This window comes from Paenibacillus sp. FSL H3-0321 (assembly GCF_038002865.1).
Lineage (GTDB): Bacteria > Bacillota > Bacilli > Paenibacillales > Paenibacillaceae > Paenibacillus_AQ.
On sequence record NZ_JBBODH010000001.1, the window covers coordinates 833,844 to 849,099 of the forward strand.

Annotated in this window: 15 protein-coding genes; 3 read left to right on the plus strand and 12 right to left on the minus strand. The window is 47.0% G+C overall.

Annotated features, from left to right (window positions below):
- Positions 1–62: 62 nt before the first annotated feature.
- Positions 63–1,811, plus strand: a complete 1,749-nt coding sequence (locus MHI45_RS03555; protein WP_076109476.1) for an ABC transporter ATP-binding protein — start codon at positions 63–65, stop codon at positions 1,809–1,811.
- Positions 1,812–1,865: 54 nt separating this feature from the next.
- A complete protein-coding gene (locus MHI45_RS03560; protein ID WP_144024244.1) occupies positions 1,866–3,959 on the plus strand; it encodes an ABC transporter ATP-binding protein in 2,094 nt (697 codons plus the stop codon).
- Between the two features lie 67 nt (positions 3,960–4,026).
- On the opposite strand, the gene MHI45_RS03565 is transcribed toward MHI45_RS03560, so the two are convergent.
- The 5 genes from MHI45_RS03565 to MHI45_RS03585 form a co-directional block, all read right to left on the minus strand.
- Positions 4,027–4,899, minus strand: coding sequence for a DUF4097 family beta strand repeat-containing protein (locus MHI45_RS03565; protein ID WP_076109474.1), 873 nt, complete (start codon positions 4,897–4,899; stop codon positions 4,027–4,029).
- Positions 4,900–4,902: 3 nt separating this feature from the next.
- Positions 4,903–5,607 (minus strand): ABC transporter permease, encoded by a 705-nt coding sequence (locus MHI45_RS03570; RefSeq protein ID WP_076109473.1) that lies wholly within the window; start codon positions 5,605–5,607, stop codon positions 4,903–4,905.
- A complete protein-coding gene (locus MHI45_RS03575) occupies positions 5,600–6,523 on the minus strand; it encodes an ABC transporter ATP-binding protein (protein ID WP_076109472.1) in 924 nt (307 codons plus the stop codon). Before MHI45_RS03575 ends, MHI45_RS03570 begins: the two co-directional genes overlap by 8 nt.
- A gap of 441 nt (positions 6,524–6,964) precedes the next feature.
- Positions 6,965–7,705, minus strand: a complete 741-nt coding sequence (locus MHI45_RS03580; protein ID WP_076109471.1) for a response regulator transcription factor — start codon at positions 7,703–7,705, stop codon at positions 6,965–6,967.
- Positions 7,702–9,027 carry a sensor histidine kinase gene (locus MHI45_RS03585; RefSeq protein ID WP_076109470.1) on the minus strand — a complete coding sequence of 442 codons (1,326 nt, stop codon included), beginning with the start codon at positions 9,025–9,027 and terminating at the stop codon, positions 7,702–7,704. The genes MHI45_RS03580 and MHI45_RS03585 overlap by 4 nt, the downstream gene beginning before the upstream one ends.
- 176 nt (positions 9,028–9,203) lie before the next feature.
- On the opposite strand from MHI45_RS03585, the gene MHI45_RS03590 reads away from it, so the two are divergent.
- Positions 9,204–10,460, plus strand: a complete 1,257-nt coding sequence (locus MHI45_RS03590) for a winged helix-turn-helix domain-containing protein (RefSeq protein ID WP_076109469.1) — start codon at positions 9,204–9,206, stop codon at positions 10,458–10,460.
- Between the two features lie 89 nt (positions 10,461–10,549).
- On the opposite strand, the gene MHI45_RS03595 is transcribed toward MHI45_RS03590, so the two are convergent.
- The 7 genes from MHI45_RS03595 to MHI45_RS03625 all read right to left on the minus strand — a co-directional run bounded on the left by MHI45_RS03595 (position 10,550) and on the right by MHI45_RS03625 (position 15,039).
- Positions 10,550–10,705, minus strand: a complete 156-nt coding sequence (locus MHI45_RS03595; protein ID WP_256718039.1) for a hypothetical protein — start codon at positions 10,703–10,705, stop codon at positions 10,550–10,552.
- Positions 10,702–11,166: a class I SAM-dependent methyltransferase gene (locus tag MHI45_RS03600; protein ID WP_256718038.1), complete on the minus strand. Its 465-nt coding sequence runs from the start codon at positions 11,164–11,166 to the stop codon at positions 10,702–10,704. Before MHI45_RS03600 ends, MHI45_RS03595 begins: the two co-directional genes overlap by 4 nt.
- Positions 11,163–11,627, minus strand: a complete 465-nt coding sequence (locus tag MHI45_RS03605; RefSeq protein ID WP_038593114.1) for a hypothetical protein — start codon at positions 11,625–11,627, stop codon at positions 11,163–11,165. Before MHI45_RS03605 ends, MHI45_RS03600 begins: the two co-directional genes overlap by 4 nt.
- A gap of 70 nt (positions 11,628–11,697) precedes the next feature.
- Positions 11,698–12,408: a hypothetical protein gene (locus tag MHI45_RS03610; protein WP_076109468.1), complete on the minus strand. Its 711-nt coding sequence runs from the start codon at positions 12,406–12,408 to the stop codon at positions 11,698–11,700.
- Positions 12,405–13,364 (minus strand): ATP-binding cassette domain-containing protein, encoded by a 960-nt coding sequence (locus MHI45_RS03615; RefSeq protein ID WP_076109467.1) that lies wholly within the window; start codon positions 13,362–13,364, stop codon positions 12,405–12,407. The genes MHI45_RS03610 and MHI45_RS03615 overlap by 4 nt, the downstream gene beginning before the upstream one ends.
- 214 nt (positions 13,365–13,578) lie before the next feature.
- Complete coding sequence (locus MHI45_RS03620; RefSeq protein ID WP_038593119.1) at positions 13,579–13,926, minus strand: four-helix bundle copper-binding protein; 348 nt, start codon at positions 13,924–13,926, stop codon at positions 13,579–13,581.
- Positions 13,927–14,019: 93 nt separating this feature from the next.
- Entirely contained in the window at positions 14,020–15,039 is a 1,020-nt protein-coding gene (locus MHI45_RS03625) for a CobW family GTP-binding protein (RefSeq protein ID WP_076109466.1), read from the minus strand.
- Positions 15,040–15,256 lie beyond the last annotated feature (217 nt).

Consider the following 15,256-nt stretch of genomic DNA (forward strand, 5'->3'; position numbering starts at 1 on the left):
AACCACTATCCGCACCATTCAACAGCCGGCAATCAATTCAATACGAAAGGAAGGGATTTCCCTTGTTCTCCGTTCTCCGAAATCTCGGTTGGTTCTTCCGCCGGGAGAAAAGGCGCTACACAGTAGGCCTGATTTTATTAATTGTAGTTGGTGTGCTTGAACTGCTGCCTCCTCGTCTGCTCGGCAATGCCATTGACGAGATCGTACGCGGCTCGATAACCGCCGGTTCCCTTATGAAGTATATTGGCCTGATCGTCCTCATGCTTCTAATTATTTATTGGATCACCTACATATGGATGCATAAGCTGTTCGGGGGTTCCAACCTTGTGGAGCGTCTGCTCCGCTCCCGCTTTATGAATCATCTTATGACGATGACGCCTTCCTTCTTCGAGCGCAACCGTACCGGTGACCTTATGGCCCGGGCAACCAATGATATCCGAGCCGTATCGGCAACCGTAGGCTTCGGGATGCTGACTCTGGTGGATTCAACGGTTTACCTTACCGTTGTGCTGCTGGCCATGGGCTTTCTGGTCAGCTGGAAGCTGACTCTCGCGGCAGTGCTGCCGCTGCCGCTGATCGCCATCGCCATGATTTACTATGGCAAGGCCATTCATGACCGTTACAGCCTGGCACAGGATGCCTTCGGAGATATGAACGACCAGGTACTGGAATCCGTATCCGGTATTCGCGTGATCCGGGCTTACGTACAGGAACGTATGGACGAGAAACGATTCTCCGACATTACGGAGGATGTATACCGCAAAAATATGGCGGTAGCCCGCGTTGATGCCTTTTTTGAACCAACGATCCGCTTTTGTGTGGGACTAAGCTACATTATCGCGCTTACCTACGGCATTTATCTTGTATTCCGCAATCAAATTACACTCGGAGATTTGGTTTCCTTCAATATGTATCTAGGGATGATCGTGTGGCCGATGTTCGCGATCGGTGAGCTGATCAATATTATGCAGCGCGGCGGAGCATCCCTAGAACGGATTGATGAGACGCTGAATTCCCGTCCCGATGTTGAGGATATTGCTCATCCGGTTCCGGTTGAACACCCGACGCGTATTGAGCTGAAGGATGTAACGTTCCGTTACCCCACTTCGACCATCGACAATCTAAGCGGCGTCAGCTTCTCCCTCTCCCAGGGACAGACACTCGGGGTAGTCGGACGCACAGGCAGCGGCAAATCGACATTGCTGAAACAGCTGCTTCATGAATATCCGTCCGGTAAAGGCGACATCCTGATCTCCGGTGTGCCGATTGGGCAAATCGCCCTCGACCGCCTGCACGGCTGGATGGGTTATGTGCCGCAGGAGCAAATTCTGTTCTCCAAATCGGTTCGTGAGAACATCCAGTTCGGCTACAATAACGCCAGCGACGAACGGATTATGGAAGCCATCACGGCAGCGGCTTTTCAGAATGACCTCGGTACCTTGTCTGACGGCCTTGATACCCTAGTGGGTGAACGCGGTGTCTCTCTTTCCGGAGGCCAGAAACAACGCGTTTCGATCTCCAGAGCCTTTATCGCAAATCCTGATATTCTGATCCTGGATGATGCACTTTCTGCCGTAGACGCACGTACAGAAGCCAAAATCATCGAGAACATCCGCTCGGAGCGTGCCGGCAAAACCACGCTGATCTCCACTCACCGTCTCTCTGCTATTGAGCATGCCGATCTGATCGTTGTGCTGGATAACGGACATATAACAGAGCGGGGCACCCATCAGGAGCTGCTGAACATGAACGGCTGGTATCGTGAGCAGTTCGACCGCCAGCAGGTGGAGAACAATTTAACGAATGAATAAATGATGAGCATAGGCTTTTTGAAGCTCCCTAAAAACGTTTAGGAGGTGTCACCGTTGACACAAAGTACGGGCAAACGCCTGCTGCAGTACGCATTAACTGCCAAAAAAACATTTATCGCAGCACTACTGCTGCTTACTATCGGAGTGGCAGCCGAGCTGGCAGGGCCTTTTATCGCCAAGAGCATGATTGACAATCATCTGCTGGCCATAGAGAAGCCCTACTTCCAGACGGACTCTTCCAAGGATGCCGCTGAATATAATAATTCCTTCTACAAACGCGGTGACCGGTTTGCCGAAGGCGAAGCCAAAGGCCAGGAAATCCGCCTGCTACAGGTCGGAAAAAGCTTCTACTTCATCAATGAAGCCGTAGCGCAGCCTGCAGGCGAGCGGACCTTCCGTGACGGAGAGATGCATATCCAATACGGAGACACTCTGAGTGTCTATCCTGCCGAGAAGCTCTCGGCAAATGAATTATTCGCTTTTTACAAACCTGAATTCCCCGGCATTTATAAACTGGTAGGACTGTACGCGATATTCCTGGTCATCTCGATCATAGCGGAATTCGGTAAAACCTACTGGCTGCAATCGTCGGCCAATCAGGTCATCCGCAAGCTGCGGACCGATGTATATGCCCATATCCAGCGGCTGCCTGTTTATTTCTTCGACAATCTGCCTGCGGGTAAGGTCGTCTCCCGGGTTACGAACGATACGGAAGCAGTCAAGGATCTGTTCATAGCGGTATTATCCAACTTCAGCACAGGGATTATCAATATCATCGGTGTTTATGTCGCCCTGTTCCTGCTGGATATTCACCTCGGACTGGTCAGTCTGTTCATTGTCCCGATTGTGATTCTCTGGATTGTGCTCTACCGCAAAGTTGCCACCAAATACAATACCATCATCCGCTCGCGGCTTAGTGAGATCAACGCCATCATCAATGAATCGATTCAAGGGATGTCGATCATCCGCATTTTCCGCCGCCAGAAGCAGAGCAGTGAAGAATTCGAGCGCCTGAACGATGATTATCTGAAATACCAGAATAAAATGCTCAACCTGAATGCCTTCACTTCCCACAACCTGGTGAACTCGCTGCGCAGTCTCTCCTTTGTACTAGTATTATGGTACTTTGGATTCGGCAGCCTGGATGGCTCTACCTTTGTGTCGCTGGGTGTGCTGTACGCCTTCGTCGACGTGCTCGGACGGATGTTCCAGCCGATTACCGGAATGGTCAACCAACTGGCCAATCTGGATTCCTCGATGGTCTCTGCCGGCCGCGTATTTACACTTATGGATGAACCCGGCGAGCCGGTGACCGATGGTTCCATGCCGCGTTACAAGGGAGATGTGGTGTTTAAAGACGTTTCCTTTGCTTACAAAAAAGACTTCGTCCTGCGTGACATTTCCTTTGAAGCCCGTTCTGGTGAAACTGTTGCTCTGGTAGGACATACCGGCTCCGGTAAAAGCTCAATCATCAATCTCCTGTTCCGCTTCTATGATCCGCAGCGCGGAAGCATTACCATTGATGGTCAAGAAGTTAAAGATCTGCCGAAGCAGTGGCTGCGAAGCCATATGGGAATTGTGCTTCAGGATCCTTACTTGTTCACAGGGACCATCGCTTCCAATGTCAGTCTCGGAGACGAGCGGATCACAAGGGAACGGGTGGAACGGGCACTGCGGGAAGTCGGTGCGGATAAGCTGCTGTCTCATCTGCCCAAAGGCTTCGATGAACCAGTGGTGGAGAAAGGCAGCACACTTTCGGCCGGCCAGCGTCAGCTGATTTCATTTGCCCGGGCGTTGTCCTTTGATCCGGCCATTCTTATCCTGGATGAAGCGACCTCCAACATCGATACCGAGACAGAGAGCATCATTCAGGAAGCGCTGGAGGTGCTGAAGAAAGGCCGCACCACCTTCATCATCGCTCACCGCTTATCCACAATCCGCAGTGCGGATCAGATTCTTGTCCTGCATCACGGTGAAATCGTTGAGCGCGGCAGCCATGATGAACTCATGGCGCTGGGTGGTCGCTACTTCCGCATGTACCAGCTTCAACTCGGTGCCGGTGCGGAAAATGGAGCTGCAGCCGACTCGGCTTCCGCATCTTCTTCCGCCTCTGCCGCAGTCCTGCAGCCTTCGTTCAAGCAGGGCTAGTGTTTGAACTGCTTCTCCTTAAAAAGAGACAGTTCCTCATGTATTGAGGAGCCTGTCTCTTTTTGATTTACTTAATATTAATACTTCCTGATTTAGTTTTGACCTGTAGTAAATTCTCCCCATCGCCAATAGTTCCATCTACATTCTTGTCTGTATTCTTCGTAGTCAAGAGATTCTTCAAGTGAACCGTCGTATCTCCTTTTGCATTTTCCACTGCTACTTTCAGGTTGGATGGCTCGGTTTGATACCCTACTTGAATATCTCCAGTTGATGTTTCGACTCTCATTTCACCTTTTTCCGCTACCCCTCCAAGAACGATTTCGCCACTTTTAGAATAAAGATTCATAACAGAACTGGTTACATTTTTAAAATAAAGGTCATTCCCCCTGGCAGCTACGTCTATTCTATCAAATGAGCTATCCTTTACATTTAGGTCCCCTTCTATTAGATTTAAGTCCCCCGAGTCTGCTTCAACTTGATTAAATTTCACACTACCTGCTTTATTTTCAACGATTAAATTATGGGTTGCCAACGTTCGAATATTGATATCTCCATCATTGTTGACCATTCTGACTCTTTCTACTGTATTTTTGGGAATTAAAACTGTGATAGTTCCCTCTTTATGAAAAGAAAAAGCTGAAAAGGCCCCGCCAATTTGCTTATCTTGTTGTATAACTAAGTTATTAGAATTACGTGTCACTACAACAGGAGCCTTCTGCTTGTCCGTCTGATAACCCTCAATGTCTATATGGACTTGATTGTCTGTTGATTCCTTCACTACAAGATCCCATGAATCATTATTCATTTCGATGCTCTGAATTTCATTCGCCGGAATGTCTTCAGTCAACTCAAAATCTTGAGCTCCACCTTGCAAGCCAACAACAAGGATTCCCACCAGAACAACCGCCATCGATATCCAAATCCACTTATTTGTTTTCATGGTTTATGCAACATCCGTTCTGTCAATTTTTCGATAGGATAAATAAGCTACAGCCAACCCTAACAAGCAGAAAACTATAGGTATGCCGATAAATTGAAACATAGATACAGAACTGCTCCCATCAGAAATCATAGAATTCAGCAGAATCCCTAAGATTACTGAACTAGTAATTGTTGTGGCAGTAGATTTTTTACGCATCCCGAAAGACAATGGAATAAGACTTAGACCAGCCGTCATTGCCGAAGCCATAAGAATGGCTGGAAAGGTAGCCAACACATCTTCTTTTGATGCAGTTGTTTCAAAAAAATGAGCTGCCGGATTTAATAACACTGTCAATATTTCAATGATGAAGGTGGAAATCACTACACATGTGAAACAAAAGACTAATACGATCATTAACTTTGCTTGCATCACTTTTTTGCGTTGGATGGGATAGGTAAATAACAATTGTATGGTTTTATTCTTAAATTCATCAATCACTAACCTCGAAATAATAATCCCTGAAAAAACGACAAAGGTAACGCGAATAAAGATGTTAGCCAGTGACATAAAGGCTGTAAAATCTAAAAACATAGGTTCATCCTGAGCATTTGACATGACAGCCATTCCTGCAACCATTCCAAATATAATCATCATACTAATCACGGCCCTAATACTATATCCCGCCAGATTATTTCTCTTCCATTCAATCTTCATTAGTCTAAGCATGTTGTCTGCCTCCATGAATGAGATCCAGGAAATACTCTTCTAAGTTGCTTTGCTGTGTTCCGATACGATTTACAACGATATTATTGAGCACCAGCTCTTTATTAATGACCGATTGAGATACATCTTGTTGATAGACCCGGATGGTTTCCAGATCAACCGCTTCATAGTCATGGATGTTTAATTTTCTCTCCAGCACTAGTGAAGCCTGCTTACTGTCAGTCACTTTTATCTCCAGGTATTCAACATTTTCGCTGATGATTTCACTCATCTTAACTTCCTTAATTAATTGTCCATGATTAATGATTCCGATCGTATCTGCAATCGATTCAATCTCTGAAACAATGTGGCTGGAGACTAAAATTGTCATACCGCACTCGTTCTTAAGCTTCAGCAAAAGCATTCGAATATCCTTAATTCCCACAGGGTCTAAACCATTAATCGGTTCATCCAGAATCAAGATTTCCGGCTTTGTGAGGATGGCTCTGGCAATACCCAATCGCTGTTTCATTCCTAGAGAAAACTCATGTACTTTTTTATCCTCCACACCGGTTAAGCCAACCGTTTCTAAGACTTCGTGAATCCGGTCCTCAGCATGAATCTGCATATAATCACAATGATATTGTAAGTTTTCGGCAGCCGTTAACCGTTCATAAAAAACGGGATATTCAATGATACTGCCGATATGTCCCAAGTATTGAAAAGAGGTTTGTAACACAGGTTGATTGAGCACAAAAATCTCGCCGGATGTTGGCTTCACCAAATTTAGAATCATTTTCATAATTGTTGTTTTCCCCGCACCGTTCGGTCCTAAGAAACCGTAGATTTCACCAGATTCAATATGCATGGTTACATTTGACACTATTTCGTTTCCCTTATAAGCCTTTGATAGTTGGTTAATCATGATCATGGTCCCCATTGTTCCCCGCCTCTCGTTCTATATAAGTTGAACTTTAGACTTACCAAGCCGGCATAGAACGCAACTCCGGTGAATGTTTGGACTTCCGGCCGCTGTTGTCTACAGATTTCTTGATTTATACCGCTATTTGCGGTTGAAATCCGTAGACAAAGGCGGTCGCTATCGCTCCTACAGTTCCAAACTTCCCCTCCGCTGCTTTTGCCTCTAGGTAGTTCTTTTGTTCAACTTATATTGATAAAATTTCACAACTCCAAACCACGATAACGATGAAGTGTGGTCTATTGTTGTTGTGCATTTACAGCATAAGGCTTTTGCCCTCCATTCAAGAGCCTCATCGCACCAAATGTCCTTTAACCTTCATAGACGGTACTTTTTCATACAAAAAAAGCGCTAACAGCCATATAAGATATAGCTGCCAGCACTTCGTATGTAACTCAAAACTCATTTTCTTAACGCTTCCATCTTTTCAAGGGTTTCCTTTTGCAGTCTTCTTGAAACTGAACAACTTTCATCATTATCAAACAAGACCAGCTTGTTCTTTTTATCCACGGATCTAATGTTAGCTAAATTAACTACAAATGCCCGGTGGCAACGGAACAGACGTTCATCATAACCTGCAATTTCATTTAATTCAGCGTAAAAATCAAGAACTTTGGATTTTGTTATTAATCTTATTTTATGTGCAATTTCCATGGTCTCAAAATATAGGATATCCGAAAATGGAATTTGGAAGCTGGTATACTTATTCTCAAAAGAAAAGTTATCAGAACTTACCGGAACCGTCCGGCGCGAATCAGCAATTAAAAGACACTCTGTAACCTTTTCAATAAATTCTGCTTCCGGTAAATCCTTTTCAATAAAATCTAAAGCAGCCACTCGATATGTAAAAGTTATTGGCGCTAACTCGGAATGTGTGGTAACAATAACAATCGTCCCAAAAGGATCTTTTTTCCGGATCTCCTTAGCAACCTCCAGCCCCTTCTGATCCTCATGATTGATCTGCAAATCAAGAAAATATAATTGATGGTCAGCCACTTTCTCGATTTGCGATAACAGATCATCAGGTCTTGCGGTCGAAATTAAACTCCGGTAACGAATCTGATGCTTCAGCGCTAATGTTTTGATGAGCCGTTCTAAACGTTGCTGCTGAAATATATTATCCTCTAAAATAAATATATTCATTTCTGTACCCCAGTCTTTCTTAAAATAAGCGTCTGTGAGAATAGGCCAGATTGGAGCGCTGTTTCTAATGACGCAAAGTTATTTTCTTTTAAAATTTGCTGCACATTATATAAACCTAATCCGCGGCCCTTGCCTTTTGAGGAATATCCGCGTTCTCCCAACCGTCGCAAATTGACTTCCTCTCCGCAACTATTTTCAATTCTTATCAGCTGTATGTCCGTATCCTCCAATAACACAATGCAAATTCTTGATTCCTCCGTATCTGTTGCTGCTTCAATCGCATTATCCAGTAGTATGGAGAGAATCCGGGTAAATGAAATCAGTTCCATTTGAATGGCGTGAACGGGTTCTTCAATTTCCAAAGCAACATCAATTTTCATTTGCTGGGCGATTAAAATTTTGGCGGCTAGGATACTTTTGATCTCTGATACATGCAGGTTGCGCAGCTTGACAAAGCTATACTCATTATTACGCATCAATTGCCCCGTCGGCTTAACTGTTTGTTCATATACCTGCTTGACTTGATCCCAATCTTCCCGATGAATCCCTTCCTCCAGAGTCAATAGGATATTCGCGTAGTCATGACGGAAGCTTCTGAATTCATCATAAATTTTTTCGAGCTGCGTTGCATAATCCGTTAATTGTATCAATTGCTCACTTTTAGATTTTTCAATTTCTCTTTTCCGGATATGATTGTATTGAAACTGCATATACAGCAAAGCAATGATAAATAGCAGCCACATCCCTAATAATAATGTTCTATGAAATGAGCTAAAATCACCGGTCTTATTACCAATGGTTAAAATCGGATATACCGAAAGGATGATGATGATTAAAAGAATGATCACCGGAAAAAGAATCACTTTGCTGGATTCCCGCAGAATTTCTTTATTGAGCTGTGGAACATAGTGGCGTACTACTCTAAGACCGATTTCATTCATAATGGGGGGCGCCATAGCTGTAAAAAGATAAGGAAGATAGTCTATATTAGCCGATGATTGTCTAAAAACAAACTCAATTAAGTTTGTAATCGGATCTGCTGCGAGATAACCTAAAAATGAATTCATGACCAACGCATACGCCCCGTAAAACACACCTAAAGAGGTAAACGTTTTTTGATTTTTAAAATAAGACATGCCCACAAAACAGAAAAATAGAGCAACGGCCCCCCATACTCCGATAAAATATGTAGAAACAACTCCAATGCTTATGAATATCATTAGCCAAATTGTTATTTCTTTGACACTAAAGTGATAGCGGGAAACCGATTGATAAATAAAAAAGAAGCTTACTATTTGAATTAGCATTATTAAATGAATCATTTTATACACCACCAGTCTTCACACGATAAATCCCCTTTACCACCAATTGTCATATTAACTTAATGATACTCTCCAGTCTATCACTAAACTTCCCTTAGTCCTGCTAAATTGTATTTGTGCACAGAACATTTGTTCTATATAATGGGAACTAATACATATGATTGGAGTGATTGATAATGATTACTTACAATATAAGCAAGAAGCAGGCCAGACTTTTTTTGCTGCAGCATCAGGGGCTGATCTCCGGTGGTCTTCCTGGCGGTAAGACAGGTATTTATGAATTCGTACGCCATGTAGGCTGTATTCAGTATGATCCGCTGAATATTGCCGGGCATAATCATGAGCTTGTGCTTCAGGCACGGGTTCCCGGCTTTATTCCCGCTCAAGCCAATGAGCTTCTGTACCAGGACAGGCTGCTGACCGACGGCTGGGACAAGAACATGTCGATCTATTGCACGGAGGACTGGCCCTGCTTTCAGCGGCTGAGGGAAGCAGCCTCCGGGCATCACCAGAGAAATGAACCTTTGGAAGCAACGGTACTGCAAGTCCGTGATGCGCTGAGTCAGCGCGGCCCCCTCTCTTCTCTGGACCTGGAAGGCAAAGAGAAGATTGACTGGGCCTGGGCCCCTGCCAGATTGTCGCGGGCAGCTCTGGAAACCATGTACTTCCGGGGTGAAGTGTCCATTCATCACCGTGTGCACACCCGCCGCTACTACGATTTTACGTCACGACTGCTGCCGGAGCAGGTCGTTGCAGCAGCCGATCCCAATCCCACGACCGAACAATACCATGACTGGTACGTGCAGCGGCGCATTGGCAGCATCGGACTCCAGTGGAATAAATCAGGTGACGGATGGCTTGGCATATCCGGTCTGAAGAGCAAAGAGCGGACCGCGGCAGTGCAGCGTCTGCTGCAGATTGACAGTCTGCGCGAGGTGCACGTGGAGGGTATTAAGCTGCCGCTTTACATGCGGACAATGGATGCGCCCGAGCTTGAAGCTGTGCTGCAGCTGGAGGAAGAGGCAGAAGATTCCGGAAGAAGTCATTCTACGGTGAATTTCGCCGCTGCTCTGGCTCCCTTGGACAATCTGTTGTGGGACAGAGAACTGATCCGGCAGCTGTTCGGATTTCATTACCGCTGGGAGGTATACAAACCTGTGGTGGAACGGGAATATGGTTACTACGTGCTTCCGCTCCTGTACGGTGACCGTTTTATCGGCCGGTTTGAGCCGGTCATGAACAGAAAAAGCGGCATCCTTACCATTACCCGCTGGTGGTGGGAGCCTGAAGAGGTGCTTACTGCAGAGATGGTTCCCGCACTGCGGCAAGCTTTGTCCTGCCTAGCGCGCTGCACAGGAGCATCCGCTATCCAATTTCCCCCGGAGGTAGTCAAGACATGTGGACTTGAAGCACTGGAGACTGCAAGTCTGTAGCCCAGCTCTTAATTACACACAAAAGAACTCTCCTATGGACAGCATTTCTGCTATCTGGGAGAGTCTCTTTGCCATTCTATGTATGCACGTTATCGAAGCGGTTTCTGCACGATATAATCTACAAAACCCTGAGTGATCAGTTGACCGTCATATATTCGCTCCAGCACCCTGTCTTCCTTATACAGCAACTTCATCCCGCTGAACAATTCATCCGGTTCTGTAGCGGTATAGTAAGAGTGGATCACCGGCAGATCATCGTCAACTGCTCGTACTGGTTCTGTCCAAGATCGCCGCCTTCACCGCAGCGGAAATCATTCACCGTCAAAAAGTTAACAAACATGATCCCGCCAGGCTTCAGCACTCTCTTCATCTCTTCTATGGATTGGGCGACCTCCAATTTCCTCATATGAAAGATAGAATTATAGGAGTAGACGAAGCTGAATGACTCATCTTCAAAGGCAAGCTGCCGCATATCCCCTTGCTGTATATCCAGTTCATAGCCCTTTTCTGCAGCCCAGGTCTGAGCCATATCTATTTGCTCCGGATTACAGTCTATGCCGCTGGCCACATACCCATATTGGGCGAACAAGCCAAGTGGAGGGCTGTCTCCACCGGCTCCGCAATCCAGCACAGTGCGTTCGAGGTCACTTTCATTACAGAAACTAAGGTATCTGTACAGTGGAATTTGCTTATAAACTTCATTCACATTAAATCCTCCTCTTCAAGACCCAATTTCGTGTACATCTCCGTGCAGTAGCCCTGCAGCTTGATTTCCAGTCTTCTGGCCTTGTTCTTGAAACGCTTCAGCTCACGGATCATGTGGGCCCTGCCGGCCGGAGTGAAGGTCTCCTGAATACGTTCCTTGAAATAGTCATGGACAATATGGTTGCGCTGCTTCCAGACTGCTTGCAGCTGCACCGTCTCCTCTTCCGAGAATGGAAAATGATGCTGGATTTCTTTGATGAGCTGGCCGAGTGAATTGCTGAGTTTGCGCTGATACAGATCTGCGAGATCCGCTTCAGTAGGTGTCTTCCCCTGAGACAGCTTCGTAAGCAGCAGCAGATTGGTCAACTGCTGCTCCAGAGCCTGACAATAATAGACTGCCAGCCCGAAATAAGCAAATAGCTCTTTGGATTGTTCACTCTCCGGTATTTGTGTATCCTTCATCTTTCCTCCCGTTTCTCTCTCTTCATTTTTCAGAAAATGAATTTTAATGGCTTCACGCCAAGTCTGTTTCTCACAAGTTTTTGTTAACATCCATTCGGCTGGTGCGGTACAAATAAAAGCCGGTCAGCACGGAAATGTAGGCCAGCGTGTGGGCGAAGGACCCCAGCAGTGATGAAGCAGGCAAATCATCCGCGTTCATCAAAGCATCCATAACCGGTGACACTGGCGGCAGCAGGATCGGCATGACAGGACCCGGGACAAGCTCCTGCAGTTTGGTACCCCCTATAGACAGCGTGATGATGATCAGCATTGATCCCGCAGCATAGCTGTTTTTGGAAACCCAGGAGGACTGCAAATAGAGCGAGATTGCAATTCCCAGGAACCCGAGCAGCGCATGTCCGGCTAAAGCAAGAATTAAACGGTACCCTCCCACGGGATCGCTAAAATTCCCCGTAACTATAGGATACAGCACAATCACGAGGCTGAGCAGCAGAGTAAGCACCCCCATTGTCAGCATTTCCCCAATGCTGTGCTTAACCGCACTTCGCAGATGAACTACAGCTACCTGCCGCTGCACCGCCTGCTCATGATTCAGAAAGCTCAGTCCCAGCCAGGCACAACCGACAAATAACATCACTGCCGACGCCGCATAGCTGTTCATCACCGGGTTAGGCTTATAGGAGTAGAGAATCAGCACAGCGATCAGAGTTCCGGCAACGGGAGCGAAATACCGCTGGGAAAAGGTATAACTGCGGAGAAAATACGCGATCAGCGATCTCATAAAGGTTGTTCCTCCTGGACAGTCTTCGGGTCCATCCATTGCATAAGCCCTGATAAGCCGCGGCGCCGTTCTACAGAAATCACCGATCCGCCCGCATCAAGCACATACCTGAGACATTGATCTGTCCATTCCCTTTCCACAGTTAAACCGGAACACTCCATCCCGTACTCATCCCGAACCGCTTCTATAGAGAGCAACCCGGGCATCTCCCCCAAAGCCGATTTTTGTGGAGAAGCAATAGCTGTGCACATTATGTATGTGGAAGGCTTATCCTGCAGACTCGCTGTTTCTGATACCTTTATGACCGTTTGGCCTGCTTGAAGCACATGTACGCCATCGGCAAGGGTTTCCACACAAAGCGGCTCATGAACGGAGAATACCATCGCTGTACCGCCTTGCTTCAACTCTTGAAGAAGTTCAATCAGCGTATGCTGTGCCGGAAGATCCAGGCCGGACATAGGCTCGTCAAGCAGCAGCAATTCTGGCTTCGGAAGCAGACTTTGAATCAGATTCACCTTTTGCAGCATTCCTTTAGAAAAGCTCGTCATGGGATACGTCCGGAACTGCTCCAGATGAAAAGCCTCCAATAGCGCTGTTATGCGCTCTTTCAGTCCCGCCTCCGGCATCCCGCCGATCCGGCCCATACTGCGTAAGTACTGTTCAGCAGAAAATTTAAGACCCGGGAAAGCCTCGGGTGCATAACCAATTGAAATCGTATCCTTGCTGCGTTGGATTGTCCCGGAAGTAAGCTGGGTAAGTCCAGCTAAAATGGAGAGCAGCGTACTTTTGCCGGAACCGTTACGTCCGATCAAAGCCAGAGCCGTTCCGCTTTCCACCATGAGTGAGACTTCACGTAAAACCGGGCGCCCTCCATAAACCTTGGTAGCCCGGGTAAGTTCGATCAAAGGGCCGCTGCGGTCCGTCAGTCGGTGTTCACTAATACTTCGAAACGCCATTCGGCTGTCTTCCCCCTTAGCCAGAAGCCATGCTTGCTTAGCGCATCTAATGGACAACTGGTTCTTCCACTCTATAATTCGCCGGAACTGCACTGAATTCCTTTGAGAAAGAACAGATTGAGGAGCCATTCTATACAAAAAAACCAGAACCCTCAGTATAATTACTGCGTTGGTCTGGTCTTGTATAATCTGCTGCAAAACAGCAATTATAAATTTACGCGTATACCTCAACGACATCGCTGATTAGACGGCAAGCTAATGCGGCATTGCGGCAGGAATCGATGCATTCCTGGCAATGAGTATGCTCATGTCTGCTGCTCTCGTCGGCACAACGTTCGCAGATTTCAGCACACAAGCGAAGGATTTCCGCTACAAATGGACTCTGGCGGGTCATTGCCTGAACGGCGAAAGAACAAATATCCGCGCATTCCCGGTCAAGCCGGATGCTCTCCCGCAGTGATGCTAGATCATATTCTTTCAGGCTTGAGACATAGCTATAGTTACAGGCGTTCATACATTTTATACAAGCGTCAATGCACTCCTGATATTGAATTCGGGTCATAGCCTAAAACCTCCTGCAATTATTATAGGGTATGCCTATCTATTAACCTGCAAGAAAAGGAACGAACCAATTCCCCTGTCAAAGGAAGCTTGATTAAAGGCTCCTCTTCACCGTACCTGGCCGGATCAATGTACGTTTCTCCAGCTGAAGCAGCCTGCTGCGAAGCTCGCTTGATGAGAAGTGTTCACCGATAAATACAGCAACATCAGGGACATCGCCCTGAGGAGTTATTTTCATGAAATCGGCTTCCCTGTAGGCATATTGGAACAGAAAGCGGCTCGCAGTGTCATTAAAAGTTACGATCCCCTTAGCCCGGTATACATCCCGTGGAAGCTCCTTAACGAACTGCTCGAACTCCTCACTGTTCACCGCACGTTTAAAATAATGGGTATATGCCATTACATGATCATGGGTATGATGGGATTCTCCCCCATTCTCCGTACTCAAACCGCCGTCCGCCGGACCGGCTGCTTCATCCTCTGGACGGGCCTCCGCATGAACTCCGCCGACGCTGCCAAGCAGCACTTCCGGCTCCAATTCACAGCGCACCGCAGGCATGATCTGGGCGTAGGCATTCCATTTGCGCAGCACGGCGGATATCTCTTCCGCTTCCTCTGTGGTTACGCGGTCGGTTTTGTTCAGTATAAGCACGGATGCGCAGCGGATCTGCTCCTGCATCAGCCTGTAGGTAGCGCCCTGCTGGGACCGGTACAGCTCCAGCAAATGTGCGGTATCCACAACGGTAATCAGCCCCTTCAGCTCCACCAGCTGGTACAGCGAGGTTTCGGTAACGGCATCTACGATTTCCAGCGGGTTCGCCGCACCTGTCGCTTCAATGATAACAACATCGGGTGATTCTTTCTTCACCAGCGTAGTCAGTTCCGTACTGAGATCACCGCGGCTTGTGCAGCAGATGCAGCCACCCAGCATTTCTGCCATCGGTACGGATTGTTCGACCAGCAGCCCGTCGAGGTTCACCTCGCCAAGCTCGTTCATGATAACTGCCGGTCTGAGTCCCTGTGTCTTCCAGTGTTCCAGCAGCCTTTGCAGCAGAGTCGTCTTGCCGCTCCCCAGAAATCCTGACAATATGTAAACTGGCAATGCCTGTTCCAAGTTTCATCTCTCCCAACAAAATTCCGTTATGGTAGCGAGTGTACTACAAGTGCCCATATGCACGCAAGGAGGCCGGAGGCGAGCGGGGGATTTCAACTTCAGTCAAGGCCGCAGCTTGTCTTTAAGTAATCCTTCCCCTAATATGGGGTAAAGAAGGATTAGGCTGAGCCCCTGCCGTCTCGTTGGATAGCTGTCAGCCATAATGAATGATGAAGGA

Excerpts from the sequence above, each read along its gene's own strand:
- MHI45_RS03580 (WP_076109471.1), bottom strand. The coding sequence starts at position 7,705 with ATGAATATATTTATTTTAGAGGATAATATATTTCAGCAGCAACGTTTA.
- MHI45_RS03590 (WP_076109469.1), top strand. The coding sequence starts at position 9,204 with ATGATTACTTACAATATAAGCAAGAAGCAGGCCAGACTTTTTTTGCTG.
- MHI45_RS03610 (WP_076109468.1), bottom strand. The coding sequence starts at position 12,408 with ATGAGATCGCTGATCGCGTATTTTCTCCGCAGTTATACCTTTTCCCAG.
- MHI45_RS03575 (WP_076109472.1), bottom strand. The coding sequence starts at position 6,523 with ATGGGGACCATGATCATGATTAACCAACTATCAAAGGCTTATAAGGGA.
- MHI45_RS03570 (WP_076109473.1), bottom strand. The coding sequence starts at position 5,607 with ATGCTTAGACTAATGAAGATTGAATGGAAGAGAAATAATCTGGCGGGA.
- MHI45_RS03565 (WP_076109474.1), bottom strand. The coding sequence starts at position 4,899 with ATGAAAACAAATAAGTGGATTTGGATATCGATGGCGGTTGTTCTGGTG.
- MHI45_RS03615 (WP_076109467.1), bottom strand. The coding sequence starts at position 13,364 with ATGGCGTTTCGAAGTATTAGTGAACACCGACTGACGGACCGCAGCGGC.
- MHI45_RS03605 (WP_038593114.1), bottom strand. The coding sequence starts at position 11,627 with ATGAAGGATACACAAATACCGGAGAGTGAACAATCCAAAGAGCTATTT.
- MHI45_RS03585 (WP_076109470.1), bottom strand. The coding sequence starts at position 9,027 with ATGATTCATTTAATAATGCTAATTCAAATAGTAAGCTTCTTTTTTATT.
- MHI45_RS03620 (WP_038593119.1), bottom strand. The coding sequence starts at position 13,926 with ATGACCCGAATTCAATATCAGGAGTGCATTGACGCTTGTATAAAATGT.